Origin of the sequence: Labrys sp. 22185 (assembly GCF_052045555.1) — a bacterium.
Classification (GTDB): domain Bacteria; phylum Pseudomonadota; class Alphaproteobacteria; order Rhizobiales; family Labraceae; genus Labrys; species Labrys neptuniae.
The window spans coordinates 164,948-180,674 of the sequence record NZ_JBQEPH010000004.1 but is presented as its reverse complement, the minus strand read 5'-3'; the positions used below and the strand labels follow the sequence as shown (position 1 = coordinate 180,674).

Sequence of the window (15,727 nt, the reverse complement as noted above, 5' to 3'; positions counted from 1 at the left end):
GCATAATTCCAAGCTGGGGACAAGCATATAAAAGCGGCAGCACGACTTTTTCTTGCGCGCAACCCCAGCATGGCAGCAAGAAACGAAATGTGATCACATCGAAGCGAGACAGAGAGTTCTGAAAAATCGCCATTGTGGCGAGATCTTGTCAGGTCGATGCGAAGGTGTTTCGCGCCGGATAGGACGTCAGGGGCCTGCGTTCCCGTCAGGCGACGCCGACATCCGTCTGGCCGAAATCATTGCCCTTGAACAGCAGCGGCTCGCCCATGGCTTTGGCCAAGGCATAGGAGAAGCAGTCTCCGAAATTCAGTCCGGCCTTGTGACGCCCCTTGCCGAAATCGAGAAAGGCCTGACGGGCCAATTCCCCTTGATCGATCGTTACCGGTTCGACGACGATGCCGGCGCGACGAAAAAAGGCTTCGGCCTGCCGCATCCCCTCGGAGCCAAGCTGGTTCTCGATCACCATGGACAGTTCGACGTAACTCGCCACGCTGATACGGCAGATCTCTGCGTCGTGAATGCGCTGGACATAAGCCGCCGCTTCCGGCTTGCGATAGAGAATGGCGACGACGGCCGACGTATCGAGAATCATTTCGGCAGGCCTTTTTCGTCGTAGAGCAGGTCGGCATGATCGGCATAGGGGCGCCGCACATGCGAGGCGGCCCGATCGGCGATAGCCAGTAGTTCCGCGACGCTTGCCTTGGCCTTGCGTTGTTCGACCCTGGCGAAGCTGTCGCGCAGCGCCTCGATGACCACGCGTGTCATGTTCTCGCCCGTGGCACGGGAGATGGCCTGCGCCAGCCGATAGGCCTCGGGATCCTTGATGCTGAGGCACATCGCAACCTCCATTCTAGAAAGATCCCGAAATTTCTACCTTTCTACCCTGCCTGTCAATCAATAACGGCCTTGAGAGCCCAGCTCTGCGCCCAGGCCCTACCCCCGCATCCCCAGCATCCGCCGCACGATGATCGGCAGAGCGATCGCCGCCACCAGCAGCACGCCGAGGATGACGGCGATGACGATGCCGGGCACGTTGATCAGCGTCAGCCCGAAAGTGGTGAGGCCGAGCACGAAGACGGCGATCACCACGCCCGGCATGGTGCCCGAGCCGCCGGCGATCGAGATGCCGCCCAGTACCACCATGGTCACCACTTCGAGTTCCCAGCCCAGCGCGATGTTGGGCCGGGTCGAGCCGATGCGGGCGGTGAGCAGGGCCGAGGCGAGCCCGGACAGGAGGCCCGTCAGCACGAAGATGAGGAAACGGATGCGATTGACCGGGATGCCGGAGAAACGCGCCGCCACCGGGTTGTTGCCGATGGCATAGAGCATGCGCCCCCACACGGTGAAATGCAGCACGACGGTGAAGACCACGGCCAGGACCAGGAACAGGATGAAGGCCAGGTAAAGCGGCGGCTCCTGGACGATGTAGAGCTGGGCGAGGTTGGTGTAGTCCTCCGGATAGGTGGTGATCGCCTGGTCACCCAGCACGACCTGGGCGATGCCGCGATAGAGCGACATGGTGCCGATGGTGACCACGATCGAGGGCAGGCCGAAGCCGGTGACCAGCCAGCCATTGAAGGCGCCGCAGACGATGCCGACGCCAAGGCCGATGGCGATCAGCATGACAGGCCCATAGCCCGCCTGCGCCCCATAGCCGATGGCGAGCGAGGCCAGCGCCACGATGGCGGCGACGGAGAGGTCGATTTCCCGGGTGAGGATCAGGAGTGCCATGCCGAGCGCGATGATCGCCTTCTCCGAGAAGTTCTGGGTCATATCGGAGAGGTTGTAGAGATCGAGGAAATAGGGCGAGCCCAGCGCATTGACCACGATCACCGCCGCCAGCAGCAGGCAGAGGATGGTCTCCCAGCGCAGCAGGCGGTCTGCCAGCGTGCGGGGCGCGCGGTCGAGCACCTGGTAGCGGGCGGTGTCCGTCATCACCGGGCTCCTTCTCTGGCGGCGGCGCGGCGGCGCGCCTCGGGCAGGATCAGCTTGCCGCCCTTGCGCTCGGCGCGGGCATTGACCACCACGGCCGCCAGGATCACCGCGCCGGAGATCGCCATCTGCCAGAAGGGCGAAACGTTGATCACCGGCAGGGCATTGACCACCACGCCGAGGAACAGGGCGCCGAGCAGCGCACCGCTGACCGAGCCGATGCCGCCGCCGATGGAAACGCCGCCGATTACGCAGGCCGCGATCACGCTGAGCTCGTAGCCGAGCGCGATCTCGGTATAGGCGATGCCGAAGCGGGCCACCCACAGATAGCCGCACAGGCCGGACACCGCGCCGGACAGGGTGAAGACCAGCAATTGCTGGCGGGCGAGATCGATGCCGCAATAGCGCGCCGCCACCGGGTTGCCGCCCACCGCATAGAGCCCGCGGCCGATGGTGGTGCGCCCAAGGAAAAGGGCCATCGCCACCGCCACCGCAATGGCGAACCAGACCAGGCTCGACAGGCCGAGGAAGGTGGCATGCGGAAAGTTCAGGAAGGCCGGGGTCATCTTGTCGGAACTGATCCACTTGCCGCCCGAGACGATGAAGACGAGGCCGCGATAGATGGCGAGGGTACCGAGCGTCACCACGATCGAGGGAATGCCGACAAACGCGATGAACACGCCGTTGACGAAGCCGAAGAAGGTACCGACGGCGATGGCGACCAGGATGACCAGGCCGATCGGCAGGTCGGGCGCCGCGATCGAAAAGAGGGCGGCGACCATACCGCTGAGCGCCAGATTGGCCGCCACCGACAAGTCGATGCCGCGAATGAGGATCACCGTCATCTGGGCGAGCGCCAGCATGACGAGGATGGCGCTGTCCTTGAGCACGCCCATCAGGCTGTCCGTGCTCAGGAAGACCGGTGCCCGCAGCCCGATGGCCAGCACCATGCCTGCGACGATGAGAGCAAGAATGATCTCGCGGCCGTAGCGGCGCCACAGGGTTTTCATGCGTGGCCTCCCGTGGCTGCCGTGACGATGGCGGCGGCGTCCATCTCGGTCCGCGCGAATTCCTTCACGATGCGCCCCTCATGCATCACCAGGATGCGGTCTGACATGCCCATCACCTCCGGCAGCTCGGAGGAGATCAGCACCACGGCGAGGCCTTCCGCGGCTAGGTCCACCATGAAGTCGTGCACGGCGGCCTTGGAGCCGACGTCGATGCCCTTGGTCGGCTCGTCGAGGATGATGACCTTGGGATTGGTGGCGAGCCATTTGGCGATCACCACCTTCTGTTGGTTGCCGCCGGACAGTTCCTGCAGTTTCTGGTCCCAGGAGGCGGCCTTCACCGCGAGCCTGGTGCCCAAGCGGCGCGTATCGGCGATCTCCGAATGCTGGCTCAGGAAGCCGAAGCGGGCATGGCGTATCAGGCTGGCCAATGTGGTGTTCTCGCGCACGCCGAATGGCAGCACGGCGCCCTGGCTCTGGCGATCCTCCGGCACATAGGCGATGCCGGCGGCGATGGCGTCGGCGGGGCTTTTGATGGCACGAGCCTTGCCGCGCACGAGAATCTCGCCGGTATCAGGCCGGGAGAGCCCAAACACGGCCTGCATGGCCTCGGACCGGCCGGCGCCGACCAGCCCGTAAAGGCCGAGGATCTCGCCCTGGCGCAGCGTGAAGGAGATGTCGGCGAACTCGCTCTCATTGCCGAGATCCTTGACCTGGAGCGCGACGTCGCCGATCGGCACCTCGCGCTTGGGAAAGACCTGCTCGATCGAACGCCCGACCATCAGGCGGACGAGTTCGGCCGGGGTCGCTTCGCTGATCGCGCCATCGCCGACATATTCGCCGTCGCGCAGGCAGAGCCAGCGATCGGCGACGCGGAAGATTTCCTCGAATTTGTGGCTGATGAACAGGATCGCCCGTCCCTCGGCCTTGAGCTGGTCGATGATGCGGAAGAGATCGTCGATCTCGCGGGCCGAAAGCGCCGCCGTCGGCTCGTCCATGATGACGATGCGCGCTTCGTGGGACAGAGCGCGAGCGATCTCGACCAGATGCTTCTGGGCCACGCTCAGGGCTTTCAGCGGCTCGCCCGGATCGATGTCGGCATCGAGGCGCTTGAGCAGCTCGCGCGTCCGCGCATGCACGGCGCTCCAGTCCACCAGCCCGCCGGCCCCCTTCGGCATATGGCCCATGAAGACGTTCTCGGCGACCGAGAGCTCGTCGAACATGATGGTTTCCTGGTGGATGGCGGTGATGCCGGCCGCCCAGGCGTCACGCGGGCTCGAAAACTGCAGGGCCTGCCCGCCGACCCGAAGCTCGCCCTCGTCCGGCGTGTAGATGCCGGTGAGGATCTTCACGATGGTGGACTTTCCGGCCCCGTTCTCCCCGAGCAGCGCCGTGACCTCGCCGGGATGAAGGGCAAGGCGCACGTCATGCAGCGCCCGCACGCCGGGGAAACGCTTGGAGATGCCGGAAAGGGAGAGAAGAGGGGTGGAGGTCATGAAACAGTCCGGCAACCGGGATCAAGCGCGACATTTACCGCGCCCTCGCCCCGCTCGCGGGGAGAGGGTAAGGGTGAGGGGCTGTGCAAAGCGTAATCTTGCATCCGCTACGCTGCCCCTCATCCTACCTTCTCCCCGTAAGAACGGGGAGAAGGGACGTTTGGCGTCGTGGCATGCTCAAAAAGCCTCGAACTCGCCCCAGCTATTGCTCAAACCTCAGAAGATCTTGGCGTATTTCTCGACGTTCGACTTGTCGAAGGTGAACGGTTCGCCCATCACCGCCTCGCCGTCCTCGCCGATCTTGGTCTCGCCCATGCGCCCCATCTTCACGGTGGAGCCGGGCTTGGCGTCCTCGCCACCGATGATGCCGGCCAGGATCTGCGTGGCCGAATAGCCGTAATCGACGGGGTTCCAGATCGCAAAGCTATCGCAGGCGCCCTTCAGCACGGCGTCCTTCATTTCCGAGGGCAGGCCGAGACCGGTAATGAAGACCTTGCCGGCGAGGCCGCCGTCGATGATCGCCTTGGCGCCGGCGCGGATGCCGATGGTGGTGGGCGAGATCACGCCCTTGAGATTGGGATGGGTCTTCACCAGGCCCTGCATCTCGCGATAGGACTTGTCGTCCTGATCGTCGCCATAGACGGTGTCGACCAGCTTGAGCTTGGCGTATTCGGGCTTCTCCCACTCCCGCTTCATCGCGGCGATCCAGGAATTCTGGTTCGTCATGGTCGAAGCAGCGGAGAGGATGGCGACCTCGCCCTCGCCCTTGAGGGTCTTGGAAATCATCTGCACCTGCTTGGCACCGATCATCTCGGTAGAGGAGGCGTTGAGGTGCATGATGCGCCCGCCCTTGGCGATGGCGCTGTCGAAGGAGATCACCTTGATGCCGCGCTGCGCCGCCTTCTTGCCGACCGGCACCAGGGCGTTGGCGTCATTGGCGGAGACGATGATGCCGTCGACCTTCTGGGCGATCAGGGCGTCGATCACCGCGATCTGGTCCTCGGCGGTCGCCTTGGTGGGGGCTGTGTAGATGATCTCGATGCCGCCGAGTTCCTTGGCGGCTTGCTGGGCACCGTCGCGGCAGGCATCGAAATAGGAATTGCCGAGATTCTTCACCACCAGGGCGATACGCTTGTTGGCGGCGAAAGCCGGCGAGACCGCACCGAGCGGCAGGGCGCCCGCCAGCAGCGAGCCGCCCAGGATCTTCAAGGCGCTGCGACGAGATTGATCGTCGAACATGTCGTTCCCTCCAGTTTTATTTCCTGTTCTTGGCCAGCCGGCCTTGCCGGTCTGTCTGCCCGCGGGCGGCTTGACGGCCGGACTTGGCCGCCGACTCTCCCGCGCAGAGGCGCCATTCATGCCCGCCTCGCCGGCGAATGCAAGAGTCGGCTGCAATTTGTCTGATTAATTTTCGCCACGTCGCCATCGCCTTGCCCGGACCTTCGCGCGAAGGCCTTGATGACCACGAGACCAGGGGCTACGACAGTCGAAATCACCCCTCCCCTCACATTGCCAATGGAACCGATGACTTCCCTTCCCACCTTTGCGGCCTGGACCGTCTGCGGCATCGACGAACTCGATCAGTTCAGCGGCTCCGGCGTCAGCCATGTGCTCTCGATCGTCGATCCCGACTGGCCCGACCTCGCGGCCTTTCGCGCCTATGGCGAGCACCAGCGCACCATCCTGCAATTCGACGACATCATCGACCCGATGCCCGGCAAGATCATGCCGGCGCGCGAGCACATGGCCGAAATTCTGCGCTTCGCCCGCGACGAAGCCGGCGCCGTCCTCGTGCCCGAACGCCTGCTAGTGCATTGCCATATGGGGGTTTCGCGCTCGACGGCTGCGATGGCGACGCTGATGGCCCGCTCCGATGCGAGCCTGGCGGAGGACGAGATTTTTACCCGCCTGCGCACGATCCGCCCGCAGGCCTGGCCCAACTCCGTCTTGATCGGCTTCGCCGACGACCTGCTCGGCCGGGGCGGGCGTCTCAAGGAGGCCCTTCGCCGGCACTATGCCTTCCAGAAGCAGCACCGCCCCGACATGGCCGACTGGATGGTGCGGCTCGGCCGCGGGCGCGAGGTCGAGATGGCCGCCTGAGGCCAGCCTTTCGCCTCGTATCAGGCCGTCGACGGGAGCGCCGCCCGCCATGCCGCCCTGTAGCCCAGCAGGGACTCGGTATCGGCATAGGCCATCGCCGGCCGTGCCGGCTCGCGGGCCGGCATATCGGGCCAGGTCGCGAGAAGAGAGGCGCCGTAGGCGGTGCCTGAACTGTCGAGGCTGGGCAGGACCGCCTGCCCCGGGCGCAGCGCCGCGAGCAGGCTGCAATAGACCGGATTGGCGGCAAAGCTGCCCTCGATCAACAAGGGGCCGCTGACAGCGCCGAGCGCCTCCAGGAGATAGTCGGTCAGCAGCACGCAATAGAGGCTGGCAAGCGCCGCCCGCATGCCCTCGCCGGCCGGCAGCGTGCCCCGGATCTCGCCGGGATGCGCCGGAAAGGGGCCGCCATTGGGCACGAAGCTCGGCAGCGCCAGCACACCGGCCGCCATCACGGCCGCGGCATCGGCAAGCGAGCAGGTCGGCGAGGCACCGTCGAGGATCACCGCATATTCCCGCCCGCCCATGAATTTGGCCGCCGGCACCGGCCGGCCCTCGACATCGGCATAAGCCTGCATGTCCCGGGCTGCATCGAGCCGGCCGGGATCGGCGCCCAAGGCCATGATCACCGCCCAGGTGCCGGAGGAAACCAAGGTGAAGGGCGGCTCGAAGGCGATCAGATGCGGCAGGATCGAGCCGTTGGAATCGTGGATGCCGGCACGCACCCGCACCGTGTCGGGCAGGCCGGTCTCGGCCCGAACCTCGGGTCGCAGCGGGCCGAGCACGGCATAGGCCGCGATCGGCGGCGGGAACAGCGCCTGCCATCCGCAGCTGACAACCAGAGAGGACAGGCGCCTTTCACGGACGGCCCACAAATCGGAATGGCCGCCGATACCGGTGACCTCGTTGCGGGCGATGCCGGTGAGGCGCCAGGTGAAATATTGCGGATAGGGCACGATGTGCCGGACACGCGCGAAGGCTTCGGGATGGCGCCGCTGCTGGTAGAAGATCTGCTTGCCGGAATTGAGCCCCGCCGACATCGGCGGCGACAGGGTTTCGGCAAAGGGCGGGCGGAACGGCGCATACTCGGCCTCGACGTCGCCGACGCCCTCGAACTCGTAGTCCATCACCGGCAGCGCCAGATCGTCCTCACCGATCAGGGCCATGGCAGCGCCATGGGTGGTGACGGCGATGTCGGCGATGGCATGCTCGGCGCCAGCCTGGCGCAGCCCTTCCATCAGGAAGCGCCAGATCGCCTCGACATCCGCATGCGGATAGAGCGGGCCCGCCAGCGGCCGGTTCGGCATCGAAGCCTGCCAGAGGCTGGCGGAGCCGTCGAACAGGACCAGCTTCACATTGGTCTTGCCGACATCGAGCACGGCGGTGACGGACATGGTCGGCTCGCAGGATTACGCCTCAATAGAGATCGGCATATTTGTCGAAATTCTTGGCATCGACCACGAAGGGACGCAGCGTGGCGATACTGTTCTCCCCGAGCGCGATTTGGCCGAGACGGCCTGCGGTGACCAGGCTGCCCGTGCCTGTGGTCATGGTGTTCCTGGCCAGCGCCGCGGCAATCTGCATGGCGGCATAGCCGATATCCACCGGATTGGCGGTCGCGAAATATTCCACCGCCTTGGCCGACATGGCGGCCTTCAACGTGGCCGGCCGGCCGAAGCCGGTGACGAAGACCTTGCCGGCAAGGCCCCTGTCCGAAACGCATTGCGCCGCCCCCACCAGCGCCGCCGGGCTGAAGACCAGCAGGCCCTTGAGATTGGGGCGCTGCCTCAGCACGAAGTCCGCGGCGGCATAGCCGGCCTTTTCATTGTCATTGTCATAGAGCGTGTCGGCGAGCTTGAGCTTGCCATAGGCCGGCTTGAGCCATTGCTGCATGGTCTCCGAAACCAGCCCCTGTCCATCCGCGCCATTGCGCGCACCGGCCAGGATGGCGACGTCACCGCCATCCTTGGCATCGTCGGCCAGCATCTGAAGGAAGGTCTCCGCTTTGCCGCGACTGCTGACGGGATCGACATGGGCCATGCGCGAATTGGCCGGCAGGGCCTGCTCGAAGGAGACCACCTTGATGCCGCGGATCATGGCGCGCTTGCACAGCGGCGCCAGCAGGCCGGCATCGATGGGGCTGATCAGGATGGCATCGACCTTCTGCTTCACGAAGCCGTTGATGAAGAGGGCCTGCTCGCGCACCAGGCGCTTTTCCGGCGCAGCCACGGCCATATCGAGCGTGCCGATCTGCGTCGCGGCCTCCTGGGCTCCGTCGGCGCAGGCCTTGTAGAAGGGATCGTCCTTGACCGGCACGATCACCCCGACGCGCAGCCTGCCCTCGGTCACCGGCAAGACAGGCGTCGGATCGGCCTTGGGCTTGGGTTTCGGGCTGGGGGCCGAAAGAGCGCTGGACGACATGCCGACTAACCCCAGCCCCCCCAGCAGCGTGACGATCTGGCGGCGGCTGAAGGTGTCGGTCATGGTAACTCCGTCCGGGGATGGTGCAAAAAACGGCAAAGAACACCGCAAGCCCGGTCGAACGACCGGACCGGCAGCGAGAGCGGCCGAATCACGACCGCACCCATCTCATCACATGCCGTGATCTTTGCAATCACGGCGTTACCGCGAAATCGCCTTGCCTCAGGCCATCAGTTCGCGGGCCTGGCGCCCCGCGGCCTGCAGGGCTTCATAGACCTTGAACTTCTTCTCGTGGAAGGCGCGGATCTCGCCTTGCCCGGGCGCATAGGTAGCTCCGAGTGCGGACATGCCGCTCATCGCCTCGGCCAAGGCGGGATAGGCCTTGCCGGCCACGGCGCCGAGCATGGCCGCACCGAGCAGGACAGGCTCCGGCGTATCGGCTACCGCAACCTCGATGCCGGTTGCGTCGGCGATGATCTGGCGGACCAACGGGCTCTGGGCCGCGCCGCCCGAGATAATGATCTGCTGGAGCACGATGCCCTTGGCCGCCATGACCTCGACGATCTGCCGCGCGCCATAGGCAAGGCCGCACAGTCCGGCGACATAAAGCCTGACCAGGCTGTCGAGATCGTCTTCCAGATCCAGCCCCGCGATCACCGCACGGGCATCGGGATCGGCATGGGGCGCCCGATTGCCGAGGAATTCGGGCACGACGTGAATGCTGCGTGCCAGAGTGGCATCGCCGGCGAGATTGGCCTGCGCCTCCAGCCAGGCCAACAGCGGCCGGCCGGCGGTCTCGGCCCGCTCCACGGCCTGGGCGTAGGCGGGATGCAGAGTGAGGAGATGGTCGAGCGCCGCGCCGGCGGCCGACTGCCCGCCCTCGTTCAGCCAGAGGCCGGGCACCATCGCCGAGAAATAGGGGCCCCACACACCCGGCACGAAAGCGGCCTCGCGCGTGCTCGCCATGGTGCAGGCCGAGGTGCCGAAGACATAGGCGAGGCGCGCGGTCACGTCGGCACCCTGGCCGTCCTTGCCGGCCGCGCCGACGGTGCCGATGCCGCCGGCATGGGCATCGATCAGCGAGGCGCCGACAGGAATGCCCGCCGTCAGGCCGAGATCGGCGGCTGCCGCCTCGGTCAGGCCGGAACCGAGCGGCGAACCGACATCCACGATGGTGTCGCCGATACGGGCGAAGCCTTCATCGGCCAGCGCACCCAGCCCGATCTTGTGGAAATAGCCGGCGTCCCAGCGCTTCTCATGCGCCAGATAGGTCCATTTGCAGGTGACTGTGCAGACCGAGCGCGACAGCGAGCCGGTGGCGCGCCAGCTCAGATAATCCGGCAGGTCGAAGAAATAGCCAGCCGAGGCGAAGATCTCCGGCTTGTGCTCCCTCAGCCAGAGCAGCTTGGGCGTCTCCATCTCCGGCGAGATCACGCCACCGACATAGCGCAGCACCTCTTCGCCGGTCTCGTTGATGCGCCGGGTCTGGTCGAGCGAACGATGGTCCATCCAGACGATGACGTTGCGGTTGGGATCGTCGGACGGGCCGACGGAAAGCGGCTCGCCCTGCTTGCCCACCACCACCAGCGAGCAGGTCGCGTCGAAGCCGATGCCGGCAATGACACCCGGCTCGACCGCAGCCTCGGCCAGCGCTCCCTTCACGGAGGCGCAGACCGCCTGCCAGATGTTCTCGGAGGATTGCTCGACGATATCGCCGGGCTCGTGCCAGATGGTGATTGCCTGCTTGGCCGAACCAAGCAGCTTGCCCTTGGCGTCGAACACGCCGGCCCTGGCCGACCCCGTGCCCACATCGACACCGATGAAATACTGATCGCCCATCTCGCGGTTCGCTCCCGGATCTATGCTGCAGCCTTCCGCTGCTCTGAGCCTTCAGCTTAAAGGGGTGCCCGGGCTTGGCAACCTCGATTGGCCGGCGGGGCTGATACGAATTTCACCGAGCGTCATTGCTTTTCGATCGGAACACAAGCGGATTAGTGGGGGACATCATGCCGTCGTGCAAACATTTGGATCGAACCCGCGAAGGCACAGCCCCGGAACGGCTCGCCATGGGCGATTGCCTTTTGACCAACGAAGAGCATCCCCGCCGCACCGCCAGCGTTTGGTAATCGCCGCTACGCCGAACTGCGGCGCACCACTTCAAAACCGATATCGACGATCTGTACGGGAATCGTCTCTTTGCGTATGCGCGCCAGCACCAATTCGCCGGCGCGTGTTCCAATGTCACGCCCAGCGATGCGTATCGTGGTGAGATCAAGGCCACTTGGTTGAGCGATCGAGAAATCACCAAAGCCGGCGACGGCGAGCGCTCCTGGTGTCTCGATGCCGCGCCGCTGCGCGGCCAATAGCACACCGGCAGCAATGGCATCGAGGGAGCAAAACACGGCATCGGTATCGGGAAAACCAGCCAGCAACTGATCGAGGAGCGCTGGACCGCTTTCCATGCCGGCAACCACAGCGGCAACGGTAATTTCACGTGGCGCTATACCCAGGGCCGCCAATGCACTGCGATAGCCCTCGCGTCGCTGCAGGCCGCGCCGATCCTTCTCGTCGCCAGGACCGATGAAAGCGATGCGTCGATAGCCATAGCCATGCAGCGCCATCGTCATTGCGCGACCGGCAGCCGGATTGTCGAAACCGACCGCCATGTCGACCGGCTCGGCCGGCAGTTCCCAGGTCTCGACGACGGGCACGCCGGCTGTGCTCAGCAGGCGGCGTGCGCGGGGGGTATGCAGCGTGCCGGTCAGCACGACTCCATCGGGACGACGGCCGAGGATCGCGCGCAGCAAATGCTCCTCGTCGGTCGCCGAATAATCCGACGAGCCGAGCAGAATGGAAAAGCCCGCCGCTTCGGCGCAGCGCGTGAGGCCCGCAATGGTCTGTGAGAAAATCGCGTTCTCGAACGTCGAGACCACCGCGGCGATCAAGCCGCTACGCCGTGCGGCAAGACTGCCGGCCAGGAGGTCTGGCACATAGTCCAGTTCGGCCATCGCCGCTTCGATGCGGGCACGCGTTGTCGCCGCGACAAGTTCAGGCGTGCGTAGCGCACGCGAAACGGTCATCTGCGAAACACCGGCGCGTTGCGCCACATCGTCCATGCGGAGCCTGCGTTCTGTGTTGGGCTGTGATTTGGGGGCTGCCATGCGCCTTCGTTCACTTTATCCGCTTCGGCGCATCACCGCGCAAAGACCGACTCCGCCTCGTATTATTTTTCCTCTCACAACTCAACGCGCTTGACTCAAGATTATGTTACCGCAAACATGTTTGCGCAAACATGATTGCGCAAACAGGCACTCCCTTCGAGGAAGAAACGCCGTGCCGCAAGGAGGAAAAATGCTCAGCGAAGCCCAAATCCAGGCCTATCACGACGATGGCTACATTCTTGTCGAGGATGTCGTAACGGGTGAGGAACTCGAAGAGCTGCGACGCCTGACCTATGAGAAGATCGACCAATCGCGGGCCGTGTCGGCAAGCGACGAGGTGTTCGACCTCGATGAGGGGCACTCGAAAGACAATCCGAAGTTGACGCGCATCAAGATGCCGCACATGCAGATGCCCGCATTCTGGGACATCTTGAAATCCAGCAAATTCCGCTCGGTTCTGGAAGCTCTTCTTGGTCCGGCCGTGCGCCTGCAGACCTCGAAGCTCAATACGAAGGCACCGGGCGGCGGGGCCGCCGTCGAATGGCACCAGGACTGGGCGTTCTATCCGCACACCAATGACGACGTGCTGGCAATCGGCCTCATGCTCGAGGACGTCAAGGAAGAAAGCGGCCCCTTGCTCGTCATACCGGGCACGCACAAGGGCCCGGTACTCAGCCACTTCGTCAACGGCGTATTCGCCGGCGCAATCGATCCGAGCGATCCTCTGTTCGAGAAGGACAAGATCATCACGCTGACAGGCAAGGCCGGTTCGATGACGGTCCATCATTGCCGTACATTGCATGGGTCCGCGCCGAACGTGTCGGATCGGGCGCGCCTCATCTGCTTCTATGAGATGTGCGCGGCCGATGCCTGGCCACTCGCGGGGGGCGCCGGCGCCTTCCTCAACATGAATCAGCGCCAGGTCTATGACGCGGTACAAAGCCGGATGATCTTCGGCGAGCAGACCATGCGTCCGCGCCTGAAAGACGTACCTGTCCTCCTGCCGTTGCCGCCGGCGCCGGACGCGTCGTCGATCTTCAAGACCCAGAAGAGCGCGGGCGCGGTCAGCGCCTTCGCCAAGGCGGACCAGAAGGCCGAGCGCGCAGCATAAGCGTGCCGTGTCTTTGTGCGGAAAGCGCAGCCGGCGTCCAACGAGGCGCCGGTCATTCGATACAAAACAAATGCCTCCGGGGAGGATACTCCATGCCAAAAGCTGCGGCGGAAATGCATCCGCGCAAGGTCATCGTCGCGTCCTGCGTCGGCTCTGCACTCGAATGGTACGACTTCTTCATCTATGCGACGGCCGCCGGACTCGTGTTCGGCAAGCTATTTTTCGCTGATTTCGGTGGCAAGGGCACGCTGATCGCCCTCGCAACCTTCGGCGTCGGCTTCATCGCCCGCCCCTTCGGCGGCTTATTCTTCGGTTATCTCGGCGACCGCATCGGCCGCAAGCCGGTGCTGCTGATCACTCTGATGATAGTCGGCATCGGCACAGTCCTCATCGGTCTGCTGCCGACTTACGAACAGATCGGCATCTGGGCGCCCATCCTTCTTGTCACCATGCGTCTGATGCAGGGTTTCGGCGCGGGTGCCGAGTATACGGGCGCCGTGATCCTGCTCGCCGAATACGCGCCAATCGGCAAGCGCGGCTTCTGGTGCTCGTTCGCACCCGCCGGAGTCGGCATCGGGATGATGTTGGCATCGAGCGCGTTCTGGCTCGTCTCGCAACTGCCGCAAGAGCAATTCATGGACTGGGGCTGGCGCCTGCCATTCCTGGCCAGCATCGTTATCATCGCGTTCGGCTTGTTCGTGCGCTACCGTATCGATGAAACACCGGTGTTCGAGAAGATAGCCGCCGAGCCGGAAAAGAAGTCGAAAAATCCTATCATCGAGTCGCTGACGAAGCAGCCGCGCAACTTCTTCGTCGTCCTCGGGGCGCGTCTTGCCGAGAACGGCTTTGGCTATCTGTTCCCCGTATTCGGACTTAGCTACGCGGTGAACACGCTCGAGTTCCCCAAGGATCAATCCTTGTTCGTGTTGATGACCAGCTATGTCGTGCAGGTAGCCTGCGTGATCGGCTTTGCGGCACTCTCAGATCGCATCGGCCGACGGCCCGTCTACATCGCTGGCGCGTTGTTTGGATGTCTCATCGCGTTTCCATTTTTCTGGCTGCTCGAGTCGAAATCGTTCCTTGCTTCGATCGCCGCGTTCTGGCTGGCGCAGATAGCGGTCGGTATGATGTTCGGCGTTCAGGCTGCCTATTTCTCCGAACTCTTCGGACCGGCACGCCGCTTCTCGGGCTTCGCTTTCGCGCGCGAACTCGGGTCCCTTCTTGCCGGCGGCCCTGCCCCCGCATTGGCGACCTTGATGGTGTCGTGGGCTTCAGGCTCGTCTTGGCCGGTGGCGCTTTACTCCATCTTCCTCGGCCTCTGCACGGCCTATGCCGTATGGATGGGTCCGGAAACCTATCGCGACGATATCGCAGTCGACCAGCTTGAGAGCGACGCCACAACTTTGCGGGCGCGGGCGCAAGTAGCGTAGCAAGGAATAGGAACAAGAAGAATGACAAAGGTCCGGGTTCGCAAGCGCGAACTCGGCATCACAAGCCTTGTTGCGAGAAGGCACCCGAAGTGGCTCGTTTGGCAGCCTCGATCAGCAGACCGAGCCGATAGGAATTTCACCGGGAGACTCGTCGTCAACCTGCCACACTGACCACCTCGACCTCGACGCCGGCCTCCGCCAGCATGTCGTGCGCCGCGGGCGGAATGCCGTCATCGGTGATCAGCCGGCGGATGCGTGAAAGCGGCGCCACCGCCATCGAGCCGCGCGGCTCGAATTTCGAGGAATCCGCCAGGACGATGAGATCGGCGGCGCGATTGAGCAGCTTGGCTTCGGCCCGTGCGATCAGCGGATCGCTCTCGATCAGGCCGAGTGGGCCGATCGAGGCCGCGCTCATGAACATCTTCGAGGCCGTATAGTGCTGGATCGAATCCTCGTCGAAGGGCGAGAGGATCAGGCTCTGGTCGCGATAGATCTCGCCGCCCGGCAGGATGATGCGATTGTCGCTCTCCTGCATCAGCGCCGCGGCGATCGGGAAGGAATTGGTCAAGATCTGCAGGCGCGAGGCCCGCAGGAATTCGACCATGTGGAAGGTGGTCGACCCGCCATTGATGATGATGGATTCGCCGTCGCGGCACAGGGCCGCCGCCTGTTCGGCGATCGCTCGCTTTCGCTCGGCATTGAGCGCCTGGCTGACACCGAGGCGCCGCGCCTCGAGCTTGGCTCCTTCCGGCAAGGCCAGCGCGCGGACACCGCCATGCATGCGCCGGACCATGCCCTGGGCGGCAAGATGGGTAAGGTCGCGGCGGATGGTTGCAGGCGAGGCCCGGGTGACGGCAGCAAGCTCCCGCGCCGAGATCACCGAGCGTTCCTGCACAAGCCTGACGATGGCCTGCCAGCGTTCCTGTTCGTGCATGCCCCCTCCATTCGCTCACAACCTCGTCCATCCGCTCATTCATGTCAATGATATGAGCGATTTGTTGCACTGCACGACAAATTTTACGCATCGTATGAGCGATAATGATTGACCATGAGCGACAGCATTCATAAGGTC

The 15,727-nt window shown here is 64.3% G+C and carries 14 protein-coding genes; 3 read left to right on the top strand and 11 right to left on the bottom strand.

The genetic code is table 11. The features are described 5' to 3' along the window. Positions 1–205: 205 nt before the first annotated feature. The 6 genes from ACTJKX_RS10775 to rhaS all read right to left on the bottom strand — a co-directional run bounded on the left by ACTJKX_RS10775 (position 206) and on the right by rhaS (position 5,644). Positions 206–592: a type II toxin-antitoxin system VapC family toxin gene (locus tag ACTJKX_RS10775; protein ID WP_440725254.1), complete on the bottom strand. Its 387-nt coding sequence runs from the start codon at positions 590–592 to the stop codon at positions 206–208. Then, entirely contained in the window at positions 589–837 is a 249-nt protein-coding gene (locus tag ACTJKX_RS10770) for a type II toxin-antitoxin system VapB family antitoxin (RefSeq protein ID WP_440725253.1), read from the bottom strand. Before ACTJKX_RS10770 ends, ACTJKX_RS10775 begins: the two co-directional genes overlap by 4 nt. 96 nt (positions 838–933) lie before the next feature. Then, on the bottom strand, positions 934–1,935 hold the full coding sequence (locus ACTJKX_RS10765) for an ABC transporter permease (protein WP_394310996.1): 1,002 nt from the start codon (positions 1,933–1,935) through the stop codon (positions 934–936). Continuing rightward, entirely contained in the window at positions 1,935–2,942 is a 1,008-nt protein-coding gene (locus ACTJKX_RS10760) for an ABC transporter permease (RefSeq protein WP_440725252.1), read from the bottom strand. Before ACTJKX_RS10760 ends, ACTJKX_RS10765 begins: the two co-directional genes overlap by 1 nt. Then, on the bottom strand, positions 2,939–4,435 hold the full coding sequence (locus ACTJKX_RS10755) for a sugar ABC transporter ATP-binding protein (RefSeq protein ID WP_440725251.1): 1,497 nt from the start codon (positions 4,433–4,435) through the stop codon (positions 2,939–2,941). Before ACTJKX_RS10755 ends, ACTJKX_RS10760 begins: the two co-directional genes overlap by 4 nt. A 216-nt stretch (positions 4,436–4,651) precedes the next feature. After that, positions 4,652–5,644: a rhamnose ABC transporter substrate-binding protein gene (gene rhaS / locus ACTJKX_RS10750; protein WP_322432595.1), complete on the bottom strand. Its 993-nt coding sequence runs from the start codon at positions 5,642–5,644 to the stop codon at positions 4,652–4,654. A gap of 315 nt (positions 5,645–5,959) precedes the next feature. Here rhaS and ACTJKX_RS10745 point away from each other — a divergent pair, with 315 nt between their 5' ends. Further along, positions 5,960–6,535, top strand: a complete 576-nt coding sequence (locus tag ACTJKX_RS10745) for a tyrosine phosphatase family protein (RefSeq protein ID WP_440725250.1) — start codon at positions 5,960–5,962, stop codon at positions 6,533–6,535. Positions 6,536–6,555: 20 nt separating this feature from the next. Here ACTJKX_RS10745 and ACTJKX_RS10740 read toward each other — a convergent pair whose 3' ends face one another. The 4 genes from ACTJKX_RS10740 to ACTJKX_RS10725 all read right to left on the bottom strand — a co-directional run bounded on the left by ACTJKX_RS10740 (position 6,556) and on the right by ACTJKX_RS10725 (position 12,069). Beyond that, positions 6,556–7,926 (bottom strand): FGGY-family carbohydrate kinase, encoded by a 1,371-nt coding sequence (locus ACTJKX_RS10740; protein ID WP_440725249.1) that lies wholly within the window; start codon positions 7,924–7,926, stop codon positions 6,556–6,558. A gap of 22 nt (positions 7,927–7,948) precedes the next feature. Next, complete coding sequence (locus ACTJKX_RS10735) at positions 7,949–9,016, bottom strand: substrate-binding domain-containing protein (protein ID WP_440725248.1); 1,068 nt, start codon at positions 9,014–9,016, stop codon at positions 7,949–7,951. Between the two features lie 159 nt (positions 9,017–9,175). Then, a complete protein-coding gene (locus ACTJKX_RS10730; protein WP_440725247.1) occupies positions 9,176–10,792 on the bottom strand; it encodes an FGGY-family carbohydrate kinase in 1,617 nt (538 codons plus the stop codon). Between the two features lie 293 nt (positions 10,793–11,085). Continuing rightward, positions 11,086–12,069: a LacI family DNA-binding transcriptional regulator gene (locus tag ACTJKX_RS10725; RefSeq protein ID WP_311934567.1), complete on the bottom strand. Its 984-nt coding sequence runs from the start codon at positions 12,067–12,069 to the stop codon at positions 11,086–11,088. A 235-nt stretch (positions 12,070–12,304) separates the two neighbouring features. On the opposite strand from ACTJKX_RS10725, the gene ACTJKX_RS10720 reads away from it, so the two are divergent. Together ACTJKX_RS10720 and ACTJKX_RS10715 are read left to right on the top strand one after the other, a co-directional pair. Further along, a complete protein-coding gene (locus tag ACTJKX_RS10720) occupies positions 12,305–13,225 on the top strand; it encodes a phytanoyl-CoA dioxygenase family protein (protein WP_367626191.1) in 921 nt (306 codons plus the stop codon). Between the two features lie 92 nt (positions 13,226–13,317). Then, the gene (locus ACTJKX_RS10715; RefSeq protein WP_440725246.1) at positions 13,318–14,655 is read left to right on the top strand and encodes an MFS transporter; all 1,338 of its coding nucleotides are present in this window, start codon (positions 13,318–13,320) and stop codon (positions 14,653–14,655) included. A 154-nt stretch (positions 14,656–14,809) separates the two neighbouring features. Here the strand turns inward: ACTJKX_RS10715 and ACTJKX_RS10710 are convergent, their stop codons facing one another. Beyond that, on the bottom strand, positions 14,810–15,589 hold the full coding sequence (locus tag ACTJKX_RS10710) for a DeoR/GlpR family DNA-binding transcription regulator (RefSeq protein ID WP_440725245.1): 780 nt from the start codon (positions 15,587–15,589) through the stop codon (positions 14,810–14,812). Between the last annotated feature and the right edge of the window lie 138 nt (positions 15,590–15,727).